At 71.6% G+C, this 20880-nt stretch carries 19 protein-coding genes; 9 read left to right on the top strand and 10 right to left on the bottom strand.

Annotation, left to right across the window (positions count from 1 at the left end; translation table 11 throughout):
• From GTY56_RS08035 to GTY56_RS08025, 3 genes are all read left to right on the top strand, one after another.
• On the top strand, positions 1–1274 hold a 1274-nt coding region (locus tag GTY56_RS08035), incomplete at its 5' end, for a S1C family serine protease (protein WP_161363919.1).
• 217 nt (positions 1275–1491) lie between these two features.
• The gene (locus GTY56_RS08030) at positions 1492–1941 is read left to right on the top strand and encodes a sec-independent translocase (protein ID WP_161363917.1); all 450 of its coding nucleotides are present in this window, start codon (positions 1492–1494) and stop codon (positions 1939–1941) included.
• A 227-nt stretch (positions 1942–2168) separates the two neighbouring features.
• Positions 2169–2840 carry a hypothetical protein gene (locus GTY56_RS08025; protein WP_161363912.1) on the top strand — a complete coding sequence of 224 codons (672 nt, stop codon included), beginning with the start codon at positions 2169–2171 and terminating at the stop codon, positions 2838–2840.
• Between the two features lie 112 nt (positions 2841–2952).
• Here the strand turns inward: GTY56_RS08025 and GTY56_RS08020 are convergent, their stop codons facing one another.
• The 3 genes from GTY56_RS08020 to GTY56_RS08010 are packed head-to-tail and all read right to left on the bottom strand — an operon-like array spanning position 2953 to position 6001.
• On the bottom strand, positions 2953–4086 hold the full coding sequence (locus GTY56_RS08020; protein WP_161363910.1) for an Mrp/NBP35 family ATP-binding protein: 1134 nt from the start codon (positions 4084–4086) through the stop codon (positions 2953–2955).
• A gap of 42 nt (positions 4087–4128) precedes the next feature.
• Complete coding sequence (locus tag GTY56_RS08015; RefSeq protein ID WP_161363908.1) at positions 4129–4728, bottom strand: DUF1003 domain-containing protein; 600 nt, start codon at positions 4726–4728, stop codon at positions 4129–4131.
• Entirely contained in the window at positions 4718–6001 is a 1284-nt protein-coding gene (locus tag GTY56_RS08010) for a magnesium transporter MgtE N-terminal domain-containing protein (RefSeq protein ID WP_161363906.1), read from the bottom strand. Before GTY56_RS08010 ends, GTY56_RS08015 begins: the two co-directional genes overlap by 11 nt.
• A 225-nt stretch (positions 6002–6226) precedes the next feature.
• Here GTY56_RS08010 and GTY56_RS08005 point away from each other — a divergent pair, with 225 nt between their 5' ends.
• Entirely contained in the window at positions 6227–6982 is a 756-nt protein-coding gene (locus tag GTY56_RS08005) for a hypothetical protein (protein WP_161363904.1), read from the top strand.
• Between the two features lie 4 nt (positions 6983–6986).
• Here the strand turns inward: GTY56_RS08005 and GTY56_RS08000 are convergent, their stop codons facing one another.
• Both GTY56_RS08000 and GTY56_RS07995 read right to left on the bottom strand, forming a co-directional pair.
• Positions 6987–7499 (bottom strand): hypothetical protein, encoded by a 513-nt coding sequence (locus GTY56_RS08000; protein WP_161363902.1) that lies wholly within the window; start codon positions 7497–7499, stop codon positions 6987–6989.
• Between the two features lie 23 nt (positions 7500–7522).
• Positions 7523–8641, bottom strand: coding sequence for a magnesium and cobalt transport protein CorA (locus GTY56_RS07995; RefSeq protein ID WP_161363899.1), 1119 nt, complete (start codon positions 8639–8641; stop codon positions 7523–7525).
• A 457-nt stretch (positions 8642–9098) separates the two neighbouring features.
• On the opposite strand from GTY56_RS07995, the gene GTY56_RS07990 reads away from it, so the two are divergent.
• On the top strand, positions 9099–9683 hold the full coding sequence (locus GTY56_RS07990) for a suppressor of fused domain protein (protein ID WP_033311061.1): 585 nt from the start codon (positions 9099–9101) through the stop codon (positions 9681–9683).
• Between the two features lie 30 nt (positions 9684–9713).
• Here the strand turns inward: GTY56_RS07990 and GTY56_RS07985 are convergent, their stop codons facing one another.
• Positions 9714–10937 (bottom strand): MFS transporter, encoded by a 1224-nt coding sequence (locus tag GTY56_RS07985; RefSeq protein ID WP_161363897.1) that lies wholly within the window; start codon positions 10935–10937, stop codon positions 9714–9716.
• A gap of 161 nt (positions 10938–11098) precedes the next feature.
• On the opposite strand from GTY56_RS07985, the gene GTY56_RS07980 reads away from it, so the two are divergent.
• From GTY56_RS07980 to GTY56_RS07970, 3 genes are all read left to right on the top strand, one after another.
• Positions 11099–11740 carry a DUF6758 family protein gene (locus tag GTY56_RS07980; RefSeq protein ID WP_161363895.1) on the top strand — a complete coding sequence of 214 codons (642 nt, stop codon included), beginning with the start codon at positions 11099–11101 and terminating at the stop codon, positions 11738–11740.
• A gap of 123 nt (positions 11741–11863) precedes the next feature.
• A complete protein-coding gene (locus GTY56_RS07975) occupies positions 11864–12724 on the top strand; it encodes a PHP domain-containing protein (RefSeq protein ID WP_161363893.1) in 861 nt (286 codons plus the stop codon).
• 128 nt (positions 12725–12852) lie between these two features.
• Positions 12853–13458, top strand: coding sequence for a MarC family protein (locus GTY56_RS07970; RefSeq protein ID WP_161363891.1), 606 nt, complete (start codon positions 12853–12855; stop codon positions 13456–13458).
• 9 nt (positions 13459–13467) lie between these two features.
• Here the strand turns inward: GTY56_RS07970 and GTY56_RS07965 are convergent, their stop codons facing one another.
• Both GTY56_RS07965 and GTY56_RS39830 read right to left on the bottom strand, forming a co-directional pair.
• Positions 13468–15552 (bottom strand): trypsin-like serine peptidase, encoded by a 2085-nt coding sequence (locus GTY56_RS07965; RefSeq protein ID WP_161363889.1) that lies wholly within the window; start codon positions 15550–15552, stop codon positions 13468–13470.
• A 129-nt stretch (positions 15553–15681) separates the two neighbouring features.
• On the bottom strand, positions 15682–15834 hold the full coding sequence (locus GTY56_RS39830) for a DUF8834 family protein (protein WP_202509867.1): 153 nt from the start codon (positions 15832–15834) through the stop codon (positions 15682–15684).
• 227 nt (positions 15835–16061) lie between these two features.
• On the opposite strand from GTY56_RS39830, the gene GTY56_RS07960 reads away from it, so the two are divergent.
• On the top strand, positions 16062–16955 hold the full coding sequence (locus GTY56_RS07960) for an NYN domain-containing protein (RefSeq protein ID WP_161363888.1): 894 nt from the start codon (positions 16062–16064) through the stop codon (positions 16953–16955).
• 20 nt (positions 16956–16975) lie between these two features.
• Here the strand turns inward: GTY56_RS07960 and GTY56_RS07955 are convergent, their stop codons facing one another.
• Together GTY56_RS07955 and GTY56_RS07950 are read right to left on the bottom strand one after the other, a co-directional pair.
• Positions 16976–17875 carry an alpha/beta fold hydrolase gene (locus GTY56_RS07955; protein WP_161363886.1) on the bottom strand — a complete coding sequence of 300 codons (900 nt, stop codon included), beginning with the start codon at positions 17873–17875 and terminating at the stop codon, positions 16976–16978.
• 97 nt (positions 17876–17972) lie between these two features.
• Positions 17973–20573 carry a DEAD/DEAH box helicase gene (locus GTY56_RS07950; RefSeq protein ID WP_161363925.1) on the bottom strand — a complete coding sequence of 867 codons (2601 nt, stop codon included), beginning with the start codon at positions 20571–20573 and terminating at the stop codon, positions 17973–17975.
• Between the last annotated feature and the right edge of the window lie 307 nt (positions 20574–20880).

The following is a 20880-nucleotide window of genomic DNA, read 5'->3' as shown; positions in this document are numbered from 1 at the left end:
CCCCGGTGCCCATGCCGGCCGTGCCGGTGCACGCCGGTGCACCCGAACCCGCTCCCGCCCCCGGCCCGTGGCAGCGCTACGACCCCTGGGCCGCTCCCGCGGGTGCCGGGGGACACGGCCCCCTCCAGCAGACCGGCGCCGGTGTGCCGAGCACGGAGCAGCGGCGCAAGCGGGGCAAGAAGTCCCTGGTGCTCGGTGCTGTGCTGCTCGCGCTGGTGTCCGGGGGCATCGGCGGCGTCGTAGGGACGTACCTGGAGCGGAACGGGGGCGTCGGGACCGTCGAGCTGCCCCAGGCCGGGAAGGAGGCTGCCGCGCGGGACGCGGACAGTGTGGCCGGGATCGCCGGGCGGGCCCTGCCCAGCGTGGTCACGCTGCACGTCAGCGGCGCCGGCGAGCAGGGCACGGGCACCGGCTTCGTGCTCGACACCCGCGGGCACATCCTCACCAACAACCACGTCGTGCAGCCGGCCGGATCGGGCGGCGAGATCACCGTGACCTTCAACGGCGGGCAGACCGCCCAGGCCGAGGTCGTCGGCCGGGACAGCGGCTACGACCTCGCCGTCGTCAGGGTGAAGGGGGTCAGCGGACTCACCCCGCTGGCCCTCGGCAACTCGGACAACGTGCAGGTCGGCGACCCGGTCGTGGCCATCGGCGCCCCCTTCGACCTGGCGGGCACGGTCACCTCCGGCATCATCAGCGCCAAGCAGCGGCCCATCACGGCCGGCGGCGAGAAGGGCGACGGCAGCGACGTGTCGTACGTCGACGCGCTGCAGACCGACGCGCCCATCAACCCCGGCAACTCCGGCGGCCCCCTGCTCGACGCCCGGGCCCGGGTCATCGGCATCAACTCGGCCATCCGCTCGGCAGGCAGCGGCTCCACACCGGACAGCGGCCGTTCCGGTTCGATAGGTCTCGGCTTCGCCATACCCATCAACCAGGGCAAACGCGTCGCCGAAGAGCTGATCAACACCGGGAAGGCGACCCACCCGGTCATCGGCATCACCCTCGACATGGACTACACGGGCGACGGCGCCCGCGTCGCCGCCGAGGGCAGCGAGGGCGGAGCGCCGGTCACCCCGGGCGGCCCGGGCGCCAAGGCCGGGATCACGTCGGGTGACGTCATCACGGAGGTCGACGGCGCGCGGGTGCACTCCGGCGAGGAACTGATCGTCAAGACGCGGGCGCACCGCCCCGGCGACCGCCTGGAGCTGACCGTCGAACGCGGCGGGAAGGAGCGGAAGGTCTCGCTCGTCCTCGGATCGTCCGGTGGCTGAGGCATGAGATCCGGGACCCCCAGAGACGCCACAACAGCCCCCATCGGGGACCAACGAGGCAAACAATCGGGAAAGCGCTCCCACCTCCCGCACTCGGAGGTCCCGGGACAGTACCGGTCGGACAGGATCGCCGGGTACCGTGGATCCGGCCCGGACCACGGCAAGACCCGCACCGACCACGAGGGCCGAGGACCGAGGACATCGCTAGGAGCTTCAGGTGTTCAATGACATAGGACCACTCGAGCTGGTGACGCTCATCGTCCTCGCCGTGCTCGTCTTCGGTCCGGACAAGCTCCCCAAGGTCATCCAGGACGTGACGCGCACGATCCGGAAGATCCGTGAGTTCTCGGAGAGCGCCAAGAACGACATCCGGGAGGAACTCGGCCCGGAGTTCAAGGACTTCGAGTTCGAGGACCTCAACCCCAAGACCTTCATCCGCAAGCAGCTGGACAACGAGGATCTGGGACTCAAGGAGATCCGCAACGGCTTCGACCTGAAGAAGGAGATGGCCGAGGTCACCGACGCCGTCCACAGCCGTGAGTCCGACGCCTCCTCCGCGTCGTCCGCCGGCGCAACCGGTTCGTCCGGTGGCCGCATCGACATGACGAAGAAGCCGGAGACGCCCGACCCCGGCGACCGGCCGCCCTTCGACGCGGACGCCACCTGAGCACCACGCCGAGGGGCGCACGCCCCCGGGCGCGTGACGCGTTTCATACTCCGGTCGGGCTGTCTACGGCCTGAACCGGGCGCCCGTGCGGCCCACGCGCCGGGCGGTTTCCCTGCTGCTCGCAGCGGTGTGGCTATGCTGCCGAGTTGTTGTGCGGTCCGTGACGAGTACGCCCGAAGGGGGGCGGGCCGTTCCGGTCCGACTAGAGCGAGGAGGCGTCCGGGCACATGGAGACGACGAGTCGGGCAGTCGCGCAGACGCCGGCCGCGGAGGGTGGACAACAGCTCCCCTCCGCCCGGCGTACGGTCGACGGCTACCTGCGTGCGCCCTTCCCGTGGTACGGCCTCGACGAGGCCTTCACGGGACCGCGCTGGCTGATGCAGGTCGGCACGACGGCCGACGGGGCCGTGGAACACGGGTCGATCGGGCACGGGGACGAACCCACGGTGCGCAACGAGCATGCCGCCGGGGGCGATCTGGATGCCAAGGAGAAGTTCGCGGTCGTCGTGACCGTGGCGGCGAATCCCTCACGGCGGACGGCGGACGGCACGGGGCTGCTGGAGGCCACGTCGGTCTCCTCCGTGGCGTGGCTCGCGGGCGTGGGGCTGCTGTCCTTCACCTGGCCCGGGCAGATGGACCACGCCCTGCGGGACGACTGGCTGGAGCAGCAGACGGAAACGGCGTGGGTGCTGGCGGACGACCTGGACGGGGACGACTGGTCGACGCTGTCGCTGCCCGTGGACGGCGTGCCGACGGCGTTCCACTACCGGGAGTCCGAGTTCGGCTGGGTGCTGGCCGGCTCCACCTCGGCAGGGGTTCATGTCGGGGCGTACGGCAGGGGCATGAGTGCGTACGGGCTCGGCTTCGCCGTGGTGAAGGACATCGCCGCTTACGCGTGAGTTTCCCGGGGCGCCGGGTTTCCGGCGCCCCTTCGCCGTGGGGCCTTCGCTTCGTGGGCGGCTGCGGGTGCGATGGGGTCGCTCGCGCGGCTCCCCGTGCCCCTGGGTCAGTTCAGAACTTGTTCCGCGGAGTGATCCCCAGCGACAGGCCGGACAGGCCCCGCTGGCGTCCCCCCAGCTTGCCCGCGATCGCCCGGAGGGCCGAGCCCGCCGGGGAGTCCGGGTCCGTCAGGACGACCGGCTTGCCGTCGTCGCCGCCCTCGCGCAGGCGGACGTCGATGGGGATGGCGCCGAGGACCGGGACGTTCGCGCCGGTCGTGCGGGTCAGGCCGTCGGCGACCGTCTGGCCGCCGCCCGTGCCGAAGACGTCGACCATCTCGTCGCAGTGCGGGCAGGGCAGGCCGGACATGTTCTCGACCACGCCGACGATCTTCTGGTGGGTCTGGACGGCGATGGAGCCCGCGCGCTCGGCGACCTCGGCCGCCGCCTGCTGCGGGGTCGTCACGACCAGGATCTCGGCGTTCGGGACCAACTGGGCGACGGAGATCGCGATGTCGCCGGTACCGGGCGGCAGGTCCAGGAGCAGGACGTCCAGGTCGCCCCAGTACACGTCCGCCAGGAACTGCTGGAGGGCGCGGTGCAGCATGGGGCCGCGCCAGACGACCGGGGCGTTGCCCGGGGTGAACATGCCGATCGAGATGACCTTCACGCCGTTCGCCGACGGCGGCATGATCATGTTCTCGACCTGGGTGGGACGGCCGTCGGCCCCCAGCATGCGCGGCACGGAGTGGCCGTAGATGTCGGCGTCGACGACACCGACCTTGAGGCCGTCGGCCGCCATCGCCGCGGCCAGGTTGACCGTCACCGAGGACTTGCCGACGCCGCCCTTGCCGGAGGCGACCGCGTAGACGCGGGTGAGGCTGCCCGGCTTGGCGAAGGGGACCTCGCGCTCGGTCTGGCCGCCGCGCAGGGCGGACGCCAGCTCCTTGCGCTGCTCGTCGCTCATCACGTCGAGCGTGACGTCGACGCGGGTGACGCCCTCGACCGCGGAGACCGCGTCGGTCACGCGCTGCGTGATCGTCTCCCGCATCGGACAGCCCGAGACCGTGAGGTACACGGTGACCGCGACCGCCCCGTCCACGCCGATCTCCACCGACTTGACCATCCCGAGCTCGGTGATGGGCTTGTGGATCTCGGGGTCGTTCACCGTCGCCAGTGCCTCGCGCACCGCGTCTTCCGTAGCCATAGGACGATGGTACGGCTCCGTACCTGGGCGTAGGAAAGCGTCTCAGCGGTCGTCTGCGTCACGTCCCCGTGACCGTTCCGCCGGGAATACGACGGGGTCGTGACGGTGGCCGTTCTGCCGTTCCTCCATCTCCTTGATCGTGTCCTGGAGCTCCGAGCGGATCCAGTCGCGGGTCGCGACCTCGCCCAGGCCGATGCGCAGCGCGGCGATCTCGCGCGTCAGGTACTCGGTGTCGGCGATCGACCGCTCGTTCTGCTTGCGGTCCTGCTCCAGGTTGACCCGGTCCCGGTCGTCCTGCCGGTTCTGCGCGAGCAGGATCAGCGGGGCGGCGTAGGAGGCCTGGAGGGACAGCATCAGGGTCAGGAAGATGAACGGGTACTCGTCGAAGCGCAGGTGGCGCGGGGCGAGGCTGTTCCAGACCACCCACAGGATGATGACGACCGTCATCCAGACGATGAACCGCCCGGTGCCCAGGAAGCGCGCGATGCGCTCCGACAGCCGCCCGAAGGCCTCCGGGTCGTACTCGGGCAGGAACCGGCGCCGGCGCGGCAGCGGCTGGTCGAGACGGGTGGTGCGCGGCCGGGAGGCGGCCGTGGCGCCCGCGGGCGTGCGCTCGCGCAGGTTCTCGCGCTCAGGAACCATCGGTCGCCACCTCCTCGTCCAGGTGGAACTCCGTCTCCCGCCAGTCCTCCGGCAGCATGTGGTCCAGCACGTCGTCCACGGTCACCGCGCCCAGCAGCGAGCCGGCCTCGTCGACCACGGGCGCCGCGACCATGTCGTACGTGGCGAAGAACCCGGCGATGGCGGGCAGCTCCGCCTCGGGGTCGAGCGGCTGGAGGTCGGTGTCCACGATCGAGCTGACCAGGGACGGCGGTGGCTCGCGCAGCAGGCGCTGGAAGTGGACCGTGCCCAGGTACTTCCCGGTCGGCGTCTCGTCCGGGGGCCGGCAGACGTAGACCTGGGCGGCCAGCGCGGGGGAGAGGTCGCGGTTGCGGACGCGGGCGAGGGCGTCGGCGACGGTGGCGTCCGGGCGCAGCACGATCGGCTCGGTCGTCATCAGACCGCCCGCCGTGCGGTCCTCGTACGACATCAGGCGCCGCATGTCCGCCGCGTCGCCGGGCTGCATCAGGCTCAGCAGCCGCTCCTGCTCGTCGGTCGGCAGCTCGCCCAGCAGGTCGGCCGCGTCGTCCGGGTCCATGGCCTCCAGGACGTCGGCGGCGCGCTCCTCCTTCAGCTTGCCCAGGATCTCGATCTGGTCGTCCTCCGGCAGCTCCTCCAGGACGTCGGCGAGCCGGTCGTCGTCGAGGGCGGCGGCGACCTCGGCCCGGCGCTTGGAGGAGAGGTGATGCAGGACGTTGGCCAGGTCGGCGGGGCGCAGCTGCTCGAAGGTGGCGAGCAGGTTCTCGGCGCCCTGCCCCTGCTCCTCCAGGGAGAACCCGGTGACCGCGGTCCACTCGACGGTCAGCGCCTCGCCCTTGGCGCGCCGGAACGCCCCGCCCTTCCTGCCCTTGCGGACGAAGACCCGGTCGATCTCCCACTCCCGGCGGGCCGGCAGCTGATGCACCGACAGGTCGAGGACGGTGACCTCCTCACCGGTCTCGGTGAGCGTCACGCGCCGGTCCAGCAGCTCCCCGAAGACCAGCCGCTCGGTCGGCCGCTGCTCGAAGCGCCGGACGTTGAGCACGCCGGTGGTGATGATCTGGCCGGACTGGATGGCGGTGACCCGGGTCATCGGCAGGAAGATACGGCGGCGGGTGGCGAGTTCGACGACGAGGCCGAGCAGCCTCGGGGGCCGCTGCCCCACCCGCAGCATGACGACCAGATCGCGCACCCGCCCCACCTGGTCGCCGGCTGGGTCGAAGACGGCGACACCTTGGAGGTGCGATACGAAGATCCGGGGGGCGCCCGCTGCCATGGCCGCGGCTCCTTTTCGTGCGGGGTGGTTCGTGGTGGCTGTCTGTGTGGCTGTCTTTGTGCCTGTGTCTTCCGAATTGCCCGCTCGGGTGGGCTTCAGGCTAGCCCGTCCCGATCGGTGGCGCGTCGGCGGGCGGTCCGGACGGACTGGCTCCGATCCGCCCCCACGACCCCGGTACCCTGCGGTACGCCGTTCAGGTCTCCCGTCAGAGAGGCAGCCCCACCTGTGACCCCGATTCGCCAGAGCCGCGGCCGCCGTGCCGCACTCGCGAGCGCGACGTGCGCCCTGCTCGTGACGGGTACGGTGCTCACCGGCTGCGCGGAGGATCCCAACGAGGGCACCAACGGGGTCGGCAGACTCCCCGCGACCAAGATCCAGGGCAAGACCCGGTCGGCCGCCGAGTCCGCCGGCGCGGTCCGGGTGCACGGCAACGTCGTCAGCGGCGGACGGACGTACGCGCTCGACATGCGGCTGAACGACGACGGCGGTGACGGCTCGGTCACCTCCCAGGACGCGACGTTCAAGCTGCTGCGCATCGGCGAGCAGCTCTACGTCAAGGCGGACGCCGAGTTCTGGACTCACGGCAGCGGCCAGGGCGGGGGCGGCAAGGCGGACGCGGCGGCGGCCTCCAAGCTCGACGGCAAGTTCGTGAAGGTGCCGCAGGGCGACCCCTCGTACAAGAAGTTCAGCGGTTTCACGGACAAGGCTCTCCTCCTCGACGGCCTGCTGACCCTGCACGGGACGCTCGCGACGGACGGCCACGACGAGGAGGCGGGCGTCCGCACCATCCGCGTCACCGGGGACAAGGGCTCCGGCGGCACCCTGGAGGTGTCCCTGGAGGGCAAGCCGTACCCGCTGCGCCTGGAGCGGGCCGGCGGCGCGGGCACCCTCACGTTCTCCGGCTGGGGTGATGACTTCTCCCTCAGGGAGCCGGAGCGGAACGAGACCGTGGACTACGGCCCGCAGCTGCCGTCGTCGTAGGACGTCACGTCCGTTTGCGCTTCCTCAGCAGCAGACGGGGCAGGCCCGCCGGGACGGGCCGGCGGGTGAGCGCCGGGGACGGTAGGGGCGGCTCGGACAGAGAGCCGTCGGGCAGCGGCGCCGTCGCCCCGGTCGGTTCCAGGCGCAGCACCCGGCACTCGCGGGCCCAGCGCTCGGGCATGGCCTCGCCGTCGGGCGCGTTCAGCCGTTTGCCCTTCAGCTCGGCGACCGCCGCGTCCCACGCCTCGGAGCCGGGCGCGAGCTGGGTGACCCGCGCCGTCCAGGTGACCAGCCGGCCACCCTTGTCCTTGCTGCGGACCGTCACCCGCGCCTCTGCGCCGTCGGCAAGACCCGGCAGCGGCTGCTCGCCGGGTCCGTCGCCGACCAGGCACGCGGCGCCCTCGTGCCACACGTGCCACAGCGCACGCGCCGGGCCGTCGGGGCCCTGGACCCAGACGAGGCCGGACTTCTTCGTGGCCTCCTCGACGAGGGCCTGGTCGAGCAGCTCGCTTGTCATGGGGCCCACCCTAACCAGGCTGCTCACAGCCATCCGTTCCGCTTCAGCGTGCGGTGGATGCCCAGACAGACGGCCACCGTGAAGCTCATGATCACCGGGTAGCCGTACTTCCAGTGCAGTTCCGGCATGTACTTGAAGTTCATGCCGTACACGCCGCACACCATCGTCGGCACGGCGATGATCGCGGCCCAGGAGGTGATCTTGCGCATGTCCTCGTTCTGGGCGACGGACGCCTGCGCGAGGTTGGCCTGGAGGATGGAGTTGAGCAGCTCGTCGAAGCCGAGGACCTGCTCCTGGACCCGGGCCAGGTGGTCGGCGACGTCCCGGAAGTACTTCTGGATGTCGGGGTCGATCAGCCGCATCGGCCGCTCGCTCAGCAGCTGCATCGGCCGCAGCAGCGGCGACACGGCCCGCTTGAACTCCAGCACCTCGCGCTTGAGTTGGTAGATCCGGCCGGCGTCCGAGCCGCGCGGCGAGCCCTTGCGGCCCGGGGAGAACACCTCCGTCTCGACCTCGTCGATGTCGTCCTGCACCGCGTCGGCGACGGCGATGTATCCGTCGACGACGTGGTCGGCGATGGCGTGCAGCACGGCCGAGGGGCCCTTGGCGAGCAGCTCGGGGTCGTCCTGGAGGCGGTGCCGCAGAGCCCGCAGGCTGCCCTGCCCGCCGTGCCGGACGGTGATGAAGAAGTCCCGTCCGGTGAAGCACATGACCTCGCCGGACTCGACGACCTCGCTGTTGGCGTCGAGCTGGTCGTGCTCGACGTAGTGGATGGTCTTGAAGACCGTGAAGAGGGAGTCGTCGTAGCGCTCCAGCTTGGGCCGCTGGTGGGCCTGGACGGCGTCCTCCACGGCGAGCGGGTGCAGCCCGAACTCGCCGGCGATGCCGGAGAATTCGGCCTCCGTCGGCTCGTGCAGGCCGATCCACACGAAACCCCCGTCGCGGCGCACCAGGCGCACCGCCTCGTGCGGGGTCAGGGCGGTCTCGGTCTCGATGCGGCGGCCGTCCCGGTAGACGGCGCAGTCGACGACGGCCGAGGAGGCCGCGGGGCTGCGGGTGGCGTCGTACGTCCCGCCGTCCTTGCGCAGCGACACACGGGACGGACGGACGACTGCTGCGCGCAGGTCGCGGATCATCGACATGGCGGGCTCCTTCGCGGGCGGGCGACGAAACGCCGGCCGACGACGGCTGGAACTACCCGGAATGGGGACGTAGGGACTACTGATGTTTGGCACGTCCACAAAGCGGGGAGCACCGCACCGTCGCGGTGGTCGGTTTCGTCACTGATTCAGCTACTGAGGCAGATCAGGCAAAGCGAAACGAAGCGCTCTTCCGCGGTGAAGCGAGTGCGAGAGGTGGCAGCCAGAGACAGAAGCAGCTACATCGGCGGCGCGAAGAGCGTGGTGCTACTGCACGGTCGACTTCGATCCATTGCAGCCCCACCTCCTCCGGCCGGTCCCTCGTGAGGGAGTTCCTTCGGCGTCGGGGCTTGATCGCGACGCTTCTGCGTGCTGCCCCGAACCACCGGGCAAGAGTAGCAGCCGACACAACTGTCAAGGTGCTGCTTTGCCCGCTACTGGCGAGTTCTATGCTCGCCGCATGGCAGATGTTCTTCCTCTGGTCGAGGCCCGGTTGCGCAGCGCGCTGGGCGAACCGGACGCGCGCGCGGCGGTCACCTTCCTGGGCACCGACCGCATCGAGGTGCTCCGCTTCCAGGAGGCCGGCATCGTCCGCTACGCCTCGCTCGGCATGTCCGCACACCCCATGACGGACCCCACGGCGGTGGTCGCCGACCCGGTCAAGGGCCCGCGCGCCGAGCTGGTCCTCTCCGTCCGTGCCGGGCTCGCGGAGACCGACAAGGTGCTCCGGCCGCTCGCTGTGCTCGCCGCTTCTCCGCAGGTGGAGGGCCTGGTCGTGGCTCCCGGTGCGTCCCTGGACGTCGGTGAGCCGCTGTGGCCCGGTGCCCCGTTCACCTCCGTCCTGGTCGCCGAGCCGGGCGGTCTGGTGGAGGATCTGGAGCTCGACGAGCCGCTCGACCCCGTGCGGTTCCTGCCGCTGCTGCCGATGACCCCGAACGAGGCCGCATGGAAGCGCGTGCACGGCGCGCAGGCGCTCCAGGAGAAGTGGCTCAACTCGGGGACGGACCTCCGGGATCCGTCCCGGAAGTCCGTCCCGCTGGAGTGAGGAAGCTCACCAAATCCCAGTGATGGCAGTTCAGTTGGAGAACACGGCGACGCCGTCCTCGGCCGCTGGCCTGGGCTCCGGCTCGTCGGCCTCGTAAGTGAGGGCCTTGCGTCGTACGACGACCACGGCCGCGCCGGCGACGGCGGTGACGGCCGCCACCACGAACGGGGCGTGGACGTCGGTCCACTCCTCGATCTTCGGCGCGAAGAACGGAGCGGCCGCCGCCGCGAACCAGCGGACGAAGTTGTAGCCCGCGCTCGCCACCGGCCGGGGCGCGTCCGAGACGCCGAGGGCCAGCTCGGTGTAGACGGTGTTGTTCACGCCGATGAAGGCGCCGGACAGGATCGTGCAGACGACGGCGGCCGTGTGCGACCCGTAACCGAGCACCAGCACGTCGGCCGCGAGCAGCACCAGCGAACCGCTGAGCACCTTCAGCGAACCGAAGCGCTTCTGGAGCCGGGGCGCGACGATCACCGAGAAGACGGCGAGCAGCACGCCCCAGGCGAAGAACACCGCACCCGACCGGTACGGGCTCATGTTCAGCACGAACGGAGTGAAGGCCAGCACGGTGAAGAACGTGTAGTTGTAGAAGAAGGCCGAGGCCGCCGCGGAGGCGAGGCCGCCGTGGCCGAGGGCCTTGATCGGGTCCAGCAGCGAGGTCTTGCGGGCCGGTTTGGGCTGCTCCTTCAGGAACACCGCGATGCACAGGAAGCCGACGGCCATCAGGAACGCCGTGCCGAAGAACGGGTAGCGCCAGCTGGCGTCGCCGAGCAGGGCGCCCAGCAGCGGGCCGCAGGCCATGCCGAGGCCGAGGGCCGACTCGTACAGCAGGATCGCGGCGGCGCTGCCGCCGGCCGCCGCGCCGACGATGACCGCGAGGGCCGTCGAGACGAACAGCGCGTTGCCGAGGCCCCATCCGGCGCGGAACCCGACCAGTTCGCCGACGGATCCGGAGGTGCCCGCGAGCCCGGCGAACACCACGACGAACGCGAGGCCGAGCAGCAGGGTCCTGCGGCCGCCGATCCGGCTGGAGACGAAACCGGTCACCAGCATCGCGACGGCGGTGATGAGGAAGTACGAGGTGAAGAGCAGGGAGACCTGGCTCGCCGTGGCGTCGAGGCCCTGGGCGATGGACGGCAGGATCGGGTCGACGAGCCCGATTCCCATGAAGGCGACGACCGACGCCCCGGCGGTCGCCCACACGGACTTGGGCTGCTTCAACAGGCCGCCCGCTCCGGTGTCGAAGGGGTCCATTGCTTGCTCCCTTTCCCGGGACCGAGGTAGTTGGTGTTTACACACACTAAGTTAGCAAGACTAATTAATGCAAATTACATCTAGTGTGGGTGGTGAAGGGTTCCGTCCGGATGGGTGATCGTCCTTGACGCGGCGGGGCGAGGGTAGGACCGTGGGGCCCTATGAGGGGCGAACCCAGTTGCCCGAAGTGCGGTGGCCGGGTCAGGGCTCCCGGCCTCTTCTCCGACTCGTGGCAGTGCGATGTGCACGGCACCGTTCACCCGGTGCAGCCCGTGATACCGCCGAGCGTCGACGCCCTCAACGTCGTGGTGCACCGCACCCGCGTGCCGCTGTGGATGCCGTGGCCGCTGCCGGTGGGGTGGCTGTTCACGGGGGTGGCCTGCGCGGGGGACGACCGCACGGGCGGCCGGGCGACCGCCGTCGCCTGCACGGGGCCCGGCCCGCTCGGCGGAATGGGTGAGCTGATCCTGGTGGCCGAGGAGCTCGGCGTCGGGCTCGGCGCGCGGTACGCCGGCATGGACGGGCCCGACCCCGGACCGCACATGAACGTCGAGAAGCCACCCCAGGCGAAGGTGCTGGCCGCCGGGCGCCCCACGCCGTTGTGGCATGTGGCCGGGGCGCCGGACGACCGGGCGGTCTTCGCGGGCGAAGCGCTCGGGATGTGGCTCTGGGCGGTGGTGTGGCCCGAGCAGTCCGGGCTGCTGATGTACGACGAACTCGTGCTGACGGATCTGCGGGATGCCGGCGCCGAGGTCGAGCTGGTGCCGTGCGGCGCCCTGTCCCCGCGCCTGCTGGGGCCCTGAGGGATGCGGGGGTGCTTGCGGATGTAGGGGGCGCTTGCCGGGTTCAGGTGTGACACGGGGCCGTTGAAAAGCTGGTTATCCTTGAGCAGTCCTGTCGTCCCGCCCGTGTCTGGAGTCCGTGTCGTGCGCATCGATCTGCACACCCACTCCACCGCTTCCGACGGCACGGACTCGCCCGCCGAGCTGGTGCGCAAAGCCGCTGTCGCCGGGCTGGACGTCGTCGCGCTCACCGATCACGACACCACCCGCGGGCATGCCGAGGCGATCGCCGCGCTGCCCGAGGGCGTCACGCTGGTCACCGGGGCCGAGCTCTCCTGCCGGATCGACGGGATCAGCATGCACATGCTGGCCTACCTCTTCGACGCCGAGGAGCCCGCGCTGCTCGCCGAGCGGGAGCTGGTCCGGGACGACCGGGTGCCACGCGCCCAGGGCATGATCGCCAAGCTCCAGGACCTGGGCGTCCCCGTGACCTGGGAGCAGGTGGCGCGGATCGCCGGTGACGGGTCCGTCGGCCGCCCGCACGTGGCGAGTGCGCTCGTCGAGCTCGGTGTCGTGCCGACCGTGAACGACGCCTTCACACCGGACTGGCTGGCCGACGGCGGCCGGGTGTTCGTGGAGAAGCACGAGACCGACCCCTTCGAGGCGATCCGGCTGATCAAGGGCGCGGGCGGGGTCGCGGTGTTCGCGCATCCCGGCGCGAGCAAGCGGGGGCTCACGGTGCCGGAGGCCGCCATCGCCGAGATGGCCGCTGCCGGTCTTGACGGCGTCGAGGTGGACCACATGGACCACGACGCGGACACCCGTGCGCGGCTGCGGGGGCTGGCCAAGGAGCTCGGTCTTCTCGTGACCGGGTCGTCGGACTACCACGGCAGCCGGAAGACCTGCGTCCTCGGTGAGTACACGACCGATCCCGAGGTCTACGGGGAGATCACGCGGCGGGCCTTCGGTGCGTTCCCCGTGCCGGGAGCCGGCGGAGCCCTCTGAGGTCTCTCCCGTAGGCCGGTCTCTTCTTCTCGCTCCCCTTTTCTCACCCGGCGCTGTCCGCTGCGCCCAGGCGTTCCGCCCTGCGCACCGCCTGTCCGCGGCGGCTGCCCCCTGCGCAAGGCTCACTCATGTTCGACGTCGCCGTCTTCGGCTCCCTGTTCCTGACCCTCTTCGTCATCATGGATCCCCCGGGGATCACACCGATCTTCCTCGCGCTCACCGCCGGCCGGCCCGGCAAGGTGCAGAAGCGGATGGCCTTCCAGGCCGTCTGCGTCGCCGGCGGTGTGATCACCGTGTTCGGTCTCCTCGGGCACCAGATCCTGAACTACCTGCACGTGTCCGTGCCCGCGCTGATGATCGCGGGCGGGCTGCTGCTCCTGCTGATCGCACTGGACCTGCTCACCGGCAAGACCGACGAGCCGAAACAGACCAAGGACGTCAACGTCGCCCTCGTCCCGCTCGGCATGCCGCTACTGGCCGGGCCCGGCGCGATCGTGTCGGTCATCCTGGCTGTGCAGAAGGCCCACAGCGTCGCCACCCAGGTGTCGGTCTGGGCGGCGATCCTCGCCATCCACGTCGTGCTGTGGCTGGTGATGCGCTACTCGCTTGTGATCATCCGGATCATCAAGGACGGCGGTGTGGTCCTGGTGACCCGCCTCGCCGGCATGATGCTCTCCGCGATCGCCGTGCAGCAGATCATCAACGGCGTCACGCAGGTGATCCGGGGGAGCTGACGATTCCCTTCAGACCCGGAGGGCGCCGCGGATCTCCTGGGCGGCCTTCGGGTGGCCGAGGTACTCCTCCATCTTGTGCGCGCGGTCGCGGCCGTTGGAGACGGCCAGCTGGCTGAGCTTCCCCCACCGTTCGTCCTTCAGGGGGCAGCCGATGGCCACCGCGTCGGTGGGGCACCAGACGTTCACCCAGTCACGCACCCTGGGCGGCTGGTGCGGGCCCCGCGCGAGGAGCCGTTCGTTGACGCCGTCCAGACCGAGCGGACTTCCCGCGGTGACCAGCAGGACGGGGTCGAGGCCCTCCGGGAGCCGGGTCAGAAGGTCCATGCCCACGACCGTGCCCAGGCTGTGGGTGACCAGCACCAGCTCGCCACCCGCCGGCATCGTCTCCATGACGCTGTCCAGCACCGCCTGCCGCACGGCGCTGTCGCCGAGGTACAGGTCGACGTCCCGCAGGAACGTGGCGATGGTCCATTCGTCCAGGTCCGACTTGGCCGCGAGCCAGCTCAGCGGCCGGTGCAGCACCCCCACCAGGCCCGAACCGAACCCCTCCGTGGCCGCCGGCCCGTTCTGGGGCATGCCGGCCCGCACGGCCGCCTCGTGGAGCAGCTGCTCGTAGGAGCCGGTGGGCGACTGCGCGGCGAAGACCTCGGCGGCTGCGGCGGCGCTCAGCTGGTCGAGGCCGACGGGTGCCGCCGTGCTCTCCCTGCCGCTCAGGGCGTGCAGTGTCGTGCCGTAGAACGGGAACCAGACGTCCTCGGGGTCGAGCGTGGGCAGGGACGCGAGGGTGAGGCCGTGGTTCAGGCCGGCCGTCCAGCTGCGGCGGAGGACGTCGGGGACGTTCTCCTGCTGGTCACGGCCGTGCAGGAAGACCAGGTGCTGACGGCCGCCGAAGGCGGTGGCGCGTGCCCGGACCCCGGCCCTGGGCCGCTCGCCGCCGGTCCTGGGGGCCGTCGTGGCGGCTTCGGGGACCGCGGGGGCTGAGGGGATCGTGACGCCCGGTACCGCGGTCGTCCTCTGCGACTGCGCCCCGGGGGCCGGCGCGGTGGTCATGGCCTGGTCCAGCCCGGTGTCCGGGCCCATCTCGGCCAGCACGGCACGCCGCCCCGGATCGAGGTCCAGTCCGGCGAGGTGCTTGAGGATCGAGCTGATCCGGACGCCCTCGTTGGCGACCCAGTCGATGGCGTCGTCGCCGTCGCCCTGCTGCCATGGCCGGCCGTCCTTGCGCAGGACGCGGCCCTGGTCGTCCTTCTTCGGCACGCCGCTGTGGTGCAGCGCCACGACCTCCCACTGGTCGTTGAAGACGGGGGAGCCGGAGTTCCCCGGTTCGGTGTCGGTCGTGTAGTGCACGAAGTCGTCGAGGCGGACCAGCACGGCGTTGTCACGCAGCGCGATCTCCTTCAGCCGTCCGGAGGGATGGCCGATGATGTTGACCTTCTCGCCGAGCACCAGCTTGCCGATCTGCACGCTCAGCCGGTTCCAGCCGAAGATCTCGCCCGGAGGCGGGCCGTCCAGGGTGGGCGCGACGGCGACGAGGGCGAAGTCGAGCCGCCGGTCCGCCGCGAAGAAGGTCCCGGGGTCGAGCTCCATCCGGACGACCGTGTCGGGCAGGTTGTCGGCCGTGACCTGGGCGTTGAACTCAGCGAAGCAGCGGCGCGCGAAGCTCTCGTCGGGCAGCACATGGTGGTTGGTCATCATCAGCCGCGGCGAGACCAGGAAGCCGGTGCCGTGCGGCAGCTCGCGGCCGTCGCGGCGCAGCGTGATCCGGGCGACCGTGGCCCCGGCCCTGACCCCGCGCGGCAGGAAGCTCCAGGCCTGGAGCTCGTTGGACAGGTCGATGATCCGCTCGTTGGCGTCGGGCAGGTTCATGGCGTCGCGGTGGATGTCCGCCACCACAGCCGAGGGCGACAGACCGCCCCTGTCGAGGATGCGGTCGGCGCGCACGGCGAGGGCGTCAGGGGAATCGGGGAACCGCACACCGGCCGCCAGCCGGCCCTGCACGCGCTCGCGTTCCGCGGCGGAGTCCTGGTAGCGCCGTGCGGCCTCGTCGGCGGCCTGCTCGTGCAGCTCCTGGTGCGACCGGTCCGTCACCGACATGTCCACCGTCCTCCTGGTTCGTGCCGGCCCCTCAGCCAGTACGCCCCCGACCACGGAGGTCCGCAACAGCGGAGCCCCCGCACGGCTGATGCCGGGCGGGGGCTGCGAAGTGTGGGAGAGCTGCGCGCGTTATGAGGCCGTGGTCTCGGCCGGGCGGATCCAGAGGCGCTGCCCTATGGCGGCCGCCTGCTGAACGATGTGGTTGACGGAGGCGGCGTCCACAACGGTCGAGTCCACAGCAGTGCCGTCGACGTCGTCGAGTCGCATGATTTCGAAGCGCAAGGGCTTCTCCCTTCGTCTGGTCATCCTCCTGAGGAGAACTACTCGGTGTGCGGCCCACCGGGCGTCGGTGCCGGTGTTCCGTATGGGTCAACAGCGATGCGGGTGTCAAACATTCCCTACGCTAAGGAAATTTTTCGAACGGCTAATTACTGAGGCGTAAGAGTGTCGTTACGGGACCGGCCGGGACCGGTGGTGTTCACAGCGTGACCGCCGGGACAATGGAGGTGATGAATGACGACCTCGCGGCCCTCAGCGCCCGCATCGACCGCACCAACGAGCTGCTCCAGCGCATGCTCGCCGAGGTGGCGAAGACGCCCTCGACCCACGCGATCTTCGTCGATGCCGGGTATCTGTACGCGGCCGCGGGACGCCTCGTCGCCGGTACGGAGGACCGCCGCTCCTTCGACCTGGACGCCGAGGGTCTGATCGACGCCCTCATCGACAAGGCCCGCACGATCTTCGCGGACAGCCGGCTGCTGCGGGTCTACTGGTACGACGGCGCCCGCCGCCGTATCCACACGGCCGAGCAGCAGACCATCGCGGAACTGCCCGACGTCAAGGTGCGCCTGGGCAACCTCAACGCCAACAACCAGCAGAAGGGCGTCGATTCGCTCATCCGCTCCGACCTGGAGTCCCTCGCCCGGCACCGTGCCATCAGCGACGCGGCCCTGCTCGGCGGCGACGAGGACCTGGTGTCGGCGGTGGAGGCGGCCCAGGGGTACGGCGCCCGGGTCCACCTCTGGGGCATCGAGGCCCCGGAAGGCCGCAACCAGGCGGAGCCCCTCCTGTGGGAGGTCGACAGCCAGCGCACCTTCGATCTCGACTTCTTCAAGCCGTACGTCTCCCGCCGCACGGCCCCCGCCTACGAGTCGGCCGCAGGCCGGCCCACCCGCGAGGACGTGCGGTTCGTCGGCGCGCAGATCGCGGCGAAGTGGCTGGCGGCACGCGGCCGGGACACTCTGGTCGAACTGTTGCCCGGCCACCCGTACCTGCCCGGCTCGGTGGACCAGGACCTCCTCGTGGAGGCCGAGGGTCTCCTGCAGTACTCACTGCGCGGCCAGGCGGACCTGCGGCGGGCGCTGCGGGACGGCTTCTGGGATCACCTGCGGACGCAGTACTAGGCGGGAGTTTGCGGGCACCCCTAGGGCGTCCCGGCAGCGGCCGGGGACCGGCCCGGCCCGACGCCGTCCCAGAAGTCGGCGAGGGCGTGGGCCGTCGGGAGCGGCTGGTCGGCGTTCGGGGAGTGCTCGGCTCCGGTGACGACCGTACGGTGCGCGTCCAGCCGCAGGGCCATGTCGTCCAGGATCGCCACCGGCCAGGTGTCGTCGTGCGCGCCCGACAGGACGTGGAACGGCAGCGGGACGGCGGCGAGTTCGGCCACGCGGTCCGGCTCGGTGCACAACTGACGACCGGTCGCGAGCAGTTGTGCGGGGCTGTGGCCGAGCCAGCGGCGGCGCAACTGGTCCTGATCACCGAGACCGCGGGCGGGCCCGCCGACCTCCTCCGGAGGTCCCATGGCCTGGATGGCCTCCCACACCTCCTCCATCGACAGCACGGCGAGCGCGTCCCGCAGCAGCTTCACACGCTGCTGCTGGGAGACGGAGATCTCCGCCGGGCCGGACGAGACCAGGGTGAAGGAGACGAACGGTGAGTGGTCGAGCAGCACGGCCGCACGGGCGATCTGCCCGCCGAGTGAGTGCCCCACGAGGTGGACGGGCACGCCCAGAGCCTCGGCCTGCGCGAGCACGTCCCGCGCCAGTTCCCGCTGGGCGTAGGCGGATTCGTCGTCCAGGGGACCGACCGACTCGTGCTGCCCGCGCCCGTCCACGGCGACGGCCCGGTACCCCCGCTGCGCGAGCGGCTCGTGGAGCAACCGGAAGTCCTCCTTGCTCCCGGTGAACCCCGGCAGCATCAGGGCGACCCCCCTGGCCTTCTCACCCGCCGCCGGCGAGGAGTCGACGACGGCGAACTCGCCGCGCGCGGTGCTAAGGGGGTAGGCGCGGGCGCCCGGGGGAGGGGGGAAGGCGGGGTGGCTGGTCACGGGGCGAGGGTAGCGGGTGGGAATCGCCCCCGTGCCCCGGGCGAAAGCCGACGGCCCGGCTCCCCGTGAGGGGGCCGGGCCGTCGGAGAGGGGTGTGTCAGCCCTCCGTGGGCTCCGCGGCGGCCGTGGCCTTGCGGGTGCGGCGGGCCCTGGGCTTCGCCTCGGCAGCGTCCTCCGCAGCGGCAGCCGTGGCGGCCGTGGTCGCCTTGCGCGTACGACGCGGCTTGGCGGCCTCCGGCTCCTGATCCGCCTGCGCGGGGATCTCGGTGGGCTCGGCGGCCTTGCGGGTGCGGCGGCGCGGCTTGGCCTCCGTGGCCTCGGCCGTGTCGACGGCGGCCTCGGCCGTCGCGGCCGTCTTCCGCGTGCGGCGCGGCTTGGCCTCGGCGGCCTCCCCGTCCGGGCCGGCGGCGGCCGTCTTGCGCGTGCGGCGTGGCTTGGCCTCGACGGCCTCCGGCTCCTGAGCCGTCTGCGCCGGGATCTCGGCGACGGCCACTGCGGCCGTCTTGCGAGCGCGGCGCGGCTTGGCCTCCGTGCCTTCGGCCGTGTCGACGGCGGCCTCTGCCGGGGCGGCGGCCTTGCGGGTGCGGCGCGGCTTGGCCTCGGCAGCCACCGGAGCCTCGGCGGTGGCCGTGGTCTCGGTTGCCTGGGCAGCCTCGGCGGTCTTGCGGGTGCGGCGGCGCGGCTTGGCCTCCGTGGCCTCGGCCGTGTCGACGGCGGCCTCGGCCGCCGCTGCCGTCGCCTTGCGCGTACGCCGGGGCTTCGCCTCGACCGTCCCGGCGGGGTCCTCCGCCGCTGCGGCCGTCTTGCGCGTGCGGCGCGGCTTGGCCTCGGTCGCCTCGGCCGTGTCGACGCTCGCCTCGGCCTTCGCGGCCGTCTTACGGGTACGACGCGGCTTCGTCTCCGCCGGCTCCGCAGCGGCTTCGGTGGTCCCCTCGGCCGTGTCGACCGCCGACTCGGCCGCGGACGCCGACGTGGCCTTGCGGGTGCGGCGGCGCCGCGTGGTGGCGGCAGCCTCGGGCTGAGCGGCCTCAACGGGGGCCCCGGTGACGGTCACCTGCTCCGGGGCCGACGGCGTCACCGGGGCCTCGGTCTCCACCGCGGGCGTGTCCGAGCGGCGCGTACGACGCCGGCGCGGCTTCGCGGCCGTCTCGGGGGCCTCGGCTGCCGTGCCCTCCGCCGTCGCGACGGCGGTCTCCGCCTGCTCGGACACGGTGGACTCGACCGCCGTGACCGGGGCCGCCTCGGTCTGGGCCCCGCCGCGGGTGCGCCGACGGCGGCGCGGGGTGCGCGGAGCCGTGACGGCGTCCGCCTCGGCGGCACCGCCGGTGGCCGTGGTGTCGGGCGTGGTGGTGCCGGCGGACTCCGGAGCACCGTCCACCGCGGCCCCGCCGCGCGTACGACGGCGACGACGCGGCGTACGCGCGGAGCGCTCGCGGTCGGCCGAACGGGACTCGTCCCGGTCGCCGCGGCCACCCCGGCCGCCGCGACCGCGCGGCCCGCGGCCTCCCGGCTCGCCCAGGTCCTCCAGCTCCTCCGCGTCCAGCCCGGCGCGCGTACGCTCCGAGCGCGGCAGGATGCCCTTCGTGCCCTCGGGGATGCCGAGGTCGGTGTAGAAGTGCGGAGAGGTGGAGTACGTCTCCGGCGGGTCGCTGAAGCCCAGGTCCAGCGCCTTGTTGATCAGCTGCCAGCGCGGGATGTCGTCCCAGTCGACCAGGGTGATCGCCGTACCCTTCGCGCCCGCGCGGCCGGTCCGGCCGATGCGGTGCAGGTACGTCTTCTCCTCTTCCGGCGACTGGTAGTTGATGACGTGAGTCACGCCCTCGACGTCGATGCCGCGGGCGGCGACGTCGGTGCAGACGAGCACGTCCACCTTGCCGTTGCGGAAGGCGCGCAGGGCCTGCTCGCGCGCGCCCTGGCCGAGGTCGCCGTGGACCGCGCCGGAGGCGAAGCCGCGCTGCTTGAGCTGGTCGGCCAGGTCGGCCGCCGTGCGCTTGGTGCGGCAGAAGACCATGACCAGTCCCCGGCCGTCGGCCTGCAGTATGCGCGCCACCATCTCGGGCTTGTCCATGTTGTGCGCGCGGTAGACGAACTGCTTCGTGTTCGCGACCGTCGCGCCCGCGTCGTCCGGCGAGGTGGCGGAGATGTGCGTGGGCTGCGACATGTAGCGGCGGGCCAGTCCGATGACCGCGCCCGGCATGGTGGCCGAGAACAGCATCGTCTGGCGCCGCACCGGAAGCATGTTGATGATCTTCTCGACGTCGGGCAGGAAGCCCAGGTCGAGCATCTCGTCGGCCTCGTCGAGGACCAGGCACTTCACGTGCTTCAGGTTCAGCTTCTTCTGCCCGGCGAGGTCGAGCAGCCGGCCCGGAGTACCGACGACCACGTCGATGCCCTTCTTCAGGGCCTCGACCTGGGGCTCGTAGGCCCGGCCACCGTAGATCGCGAGGACGCGCACGTTGCGTGCCTTGCCCGCGGTCTGCAGGTCGTTGGTGACCTGCGTGCACAGCTCGCGCGTGGGGACGACGATGAGTGCCTGCGGGGCGTCGGTGAGGTCCTCGGGCTCGGCGCGCCCGGCCTCGACGTCGGCGGGGACGGTGACGCGCTCGAGGAGCGGGAGGCCGAAGCCCAGCGTCTTGCCGGTGCCGGTCTTGGCCTGGCCGATGACGTCCTTGCCCGAGAGGGCGACGGGAAGCGTCATCTCCTGGATGGGGAAGGGGGTCATGATGCCGACGGCCTCCAGGGCCTCGGCGGTCTCGGGGAGGATTCCGAGCTCTCGGAACGTAGTCAGGGTGCTGCCTCTTCTGTGTGGGCGGCGCGAGGCGAGCGCGGGGTCGTGTCAGACCGTGCCGGGGACGTCGGCTGCCTACGGGCGGGCCGTAGAGCACGGGACCGCGCCGACGCTCTAGCGCTCGTGCCGCTGAGGGTCTCCCCCTCCGGGTCTCGTACGCACTGGAGCGGACGGCCGGGGAGGGCTGTCGGGTCGGAGCCGATCGGGCCACCGACCG

The sequence above is a fragment of the Streptomyces sp. SID5643 genome, assembly GCF_009872555.1.
GTDB lineage: Bacteria > Actinomycetota > Actinomycetes > Streptomycetales > Streptomycetaceae > Streptomyces > Streptomyces iakyrus.
This window is presented reverse-complemented; position numbering and strand designations above follow the sequence as displayed.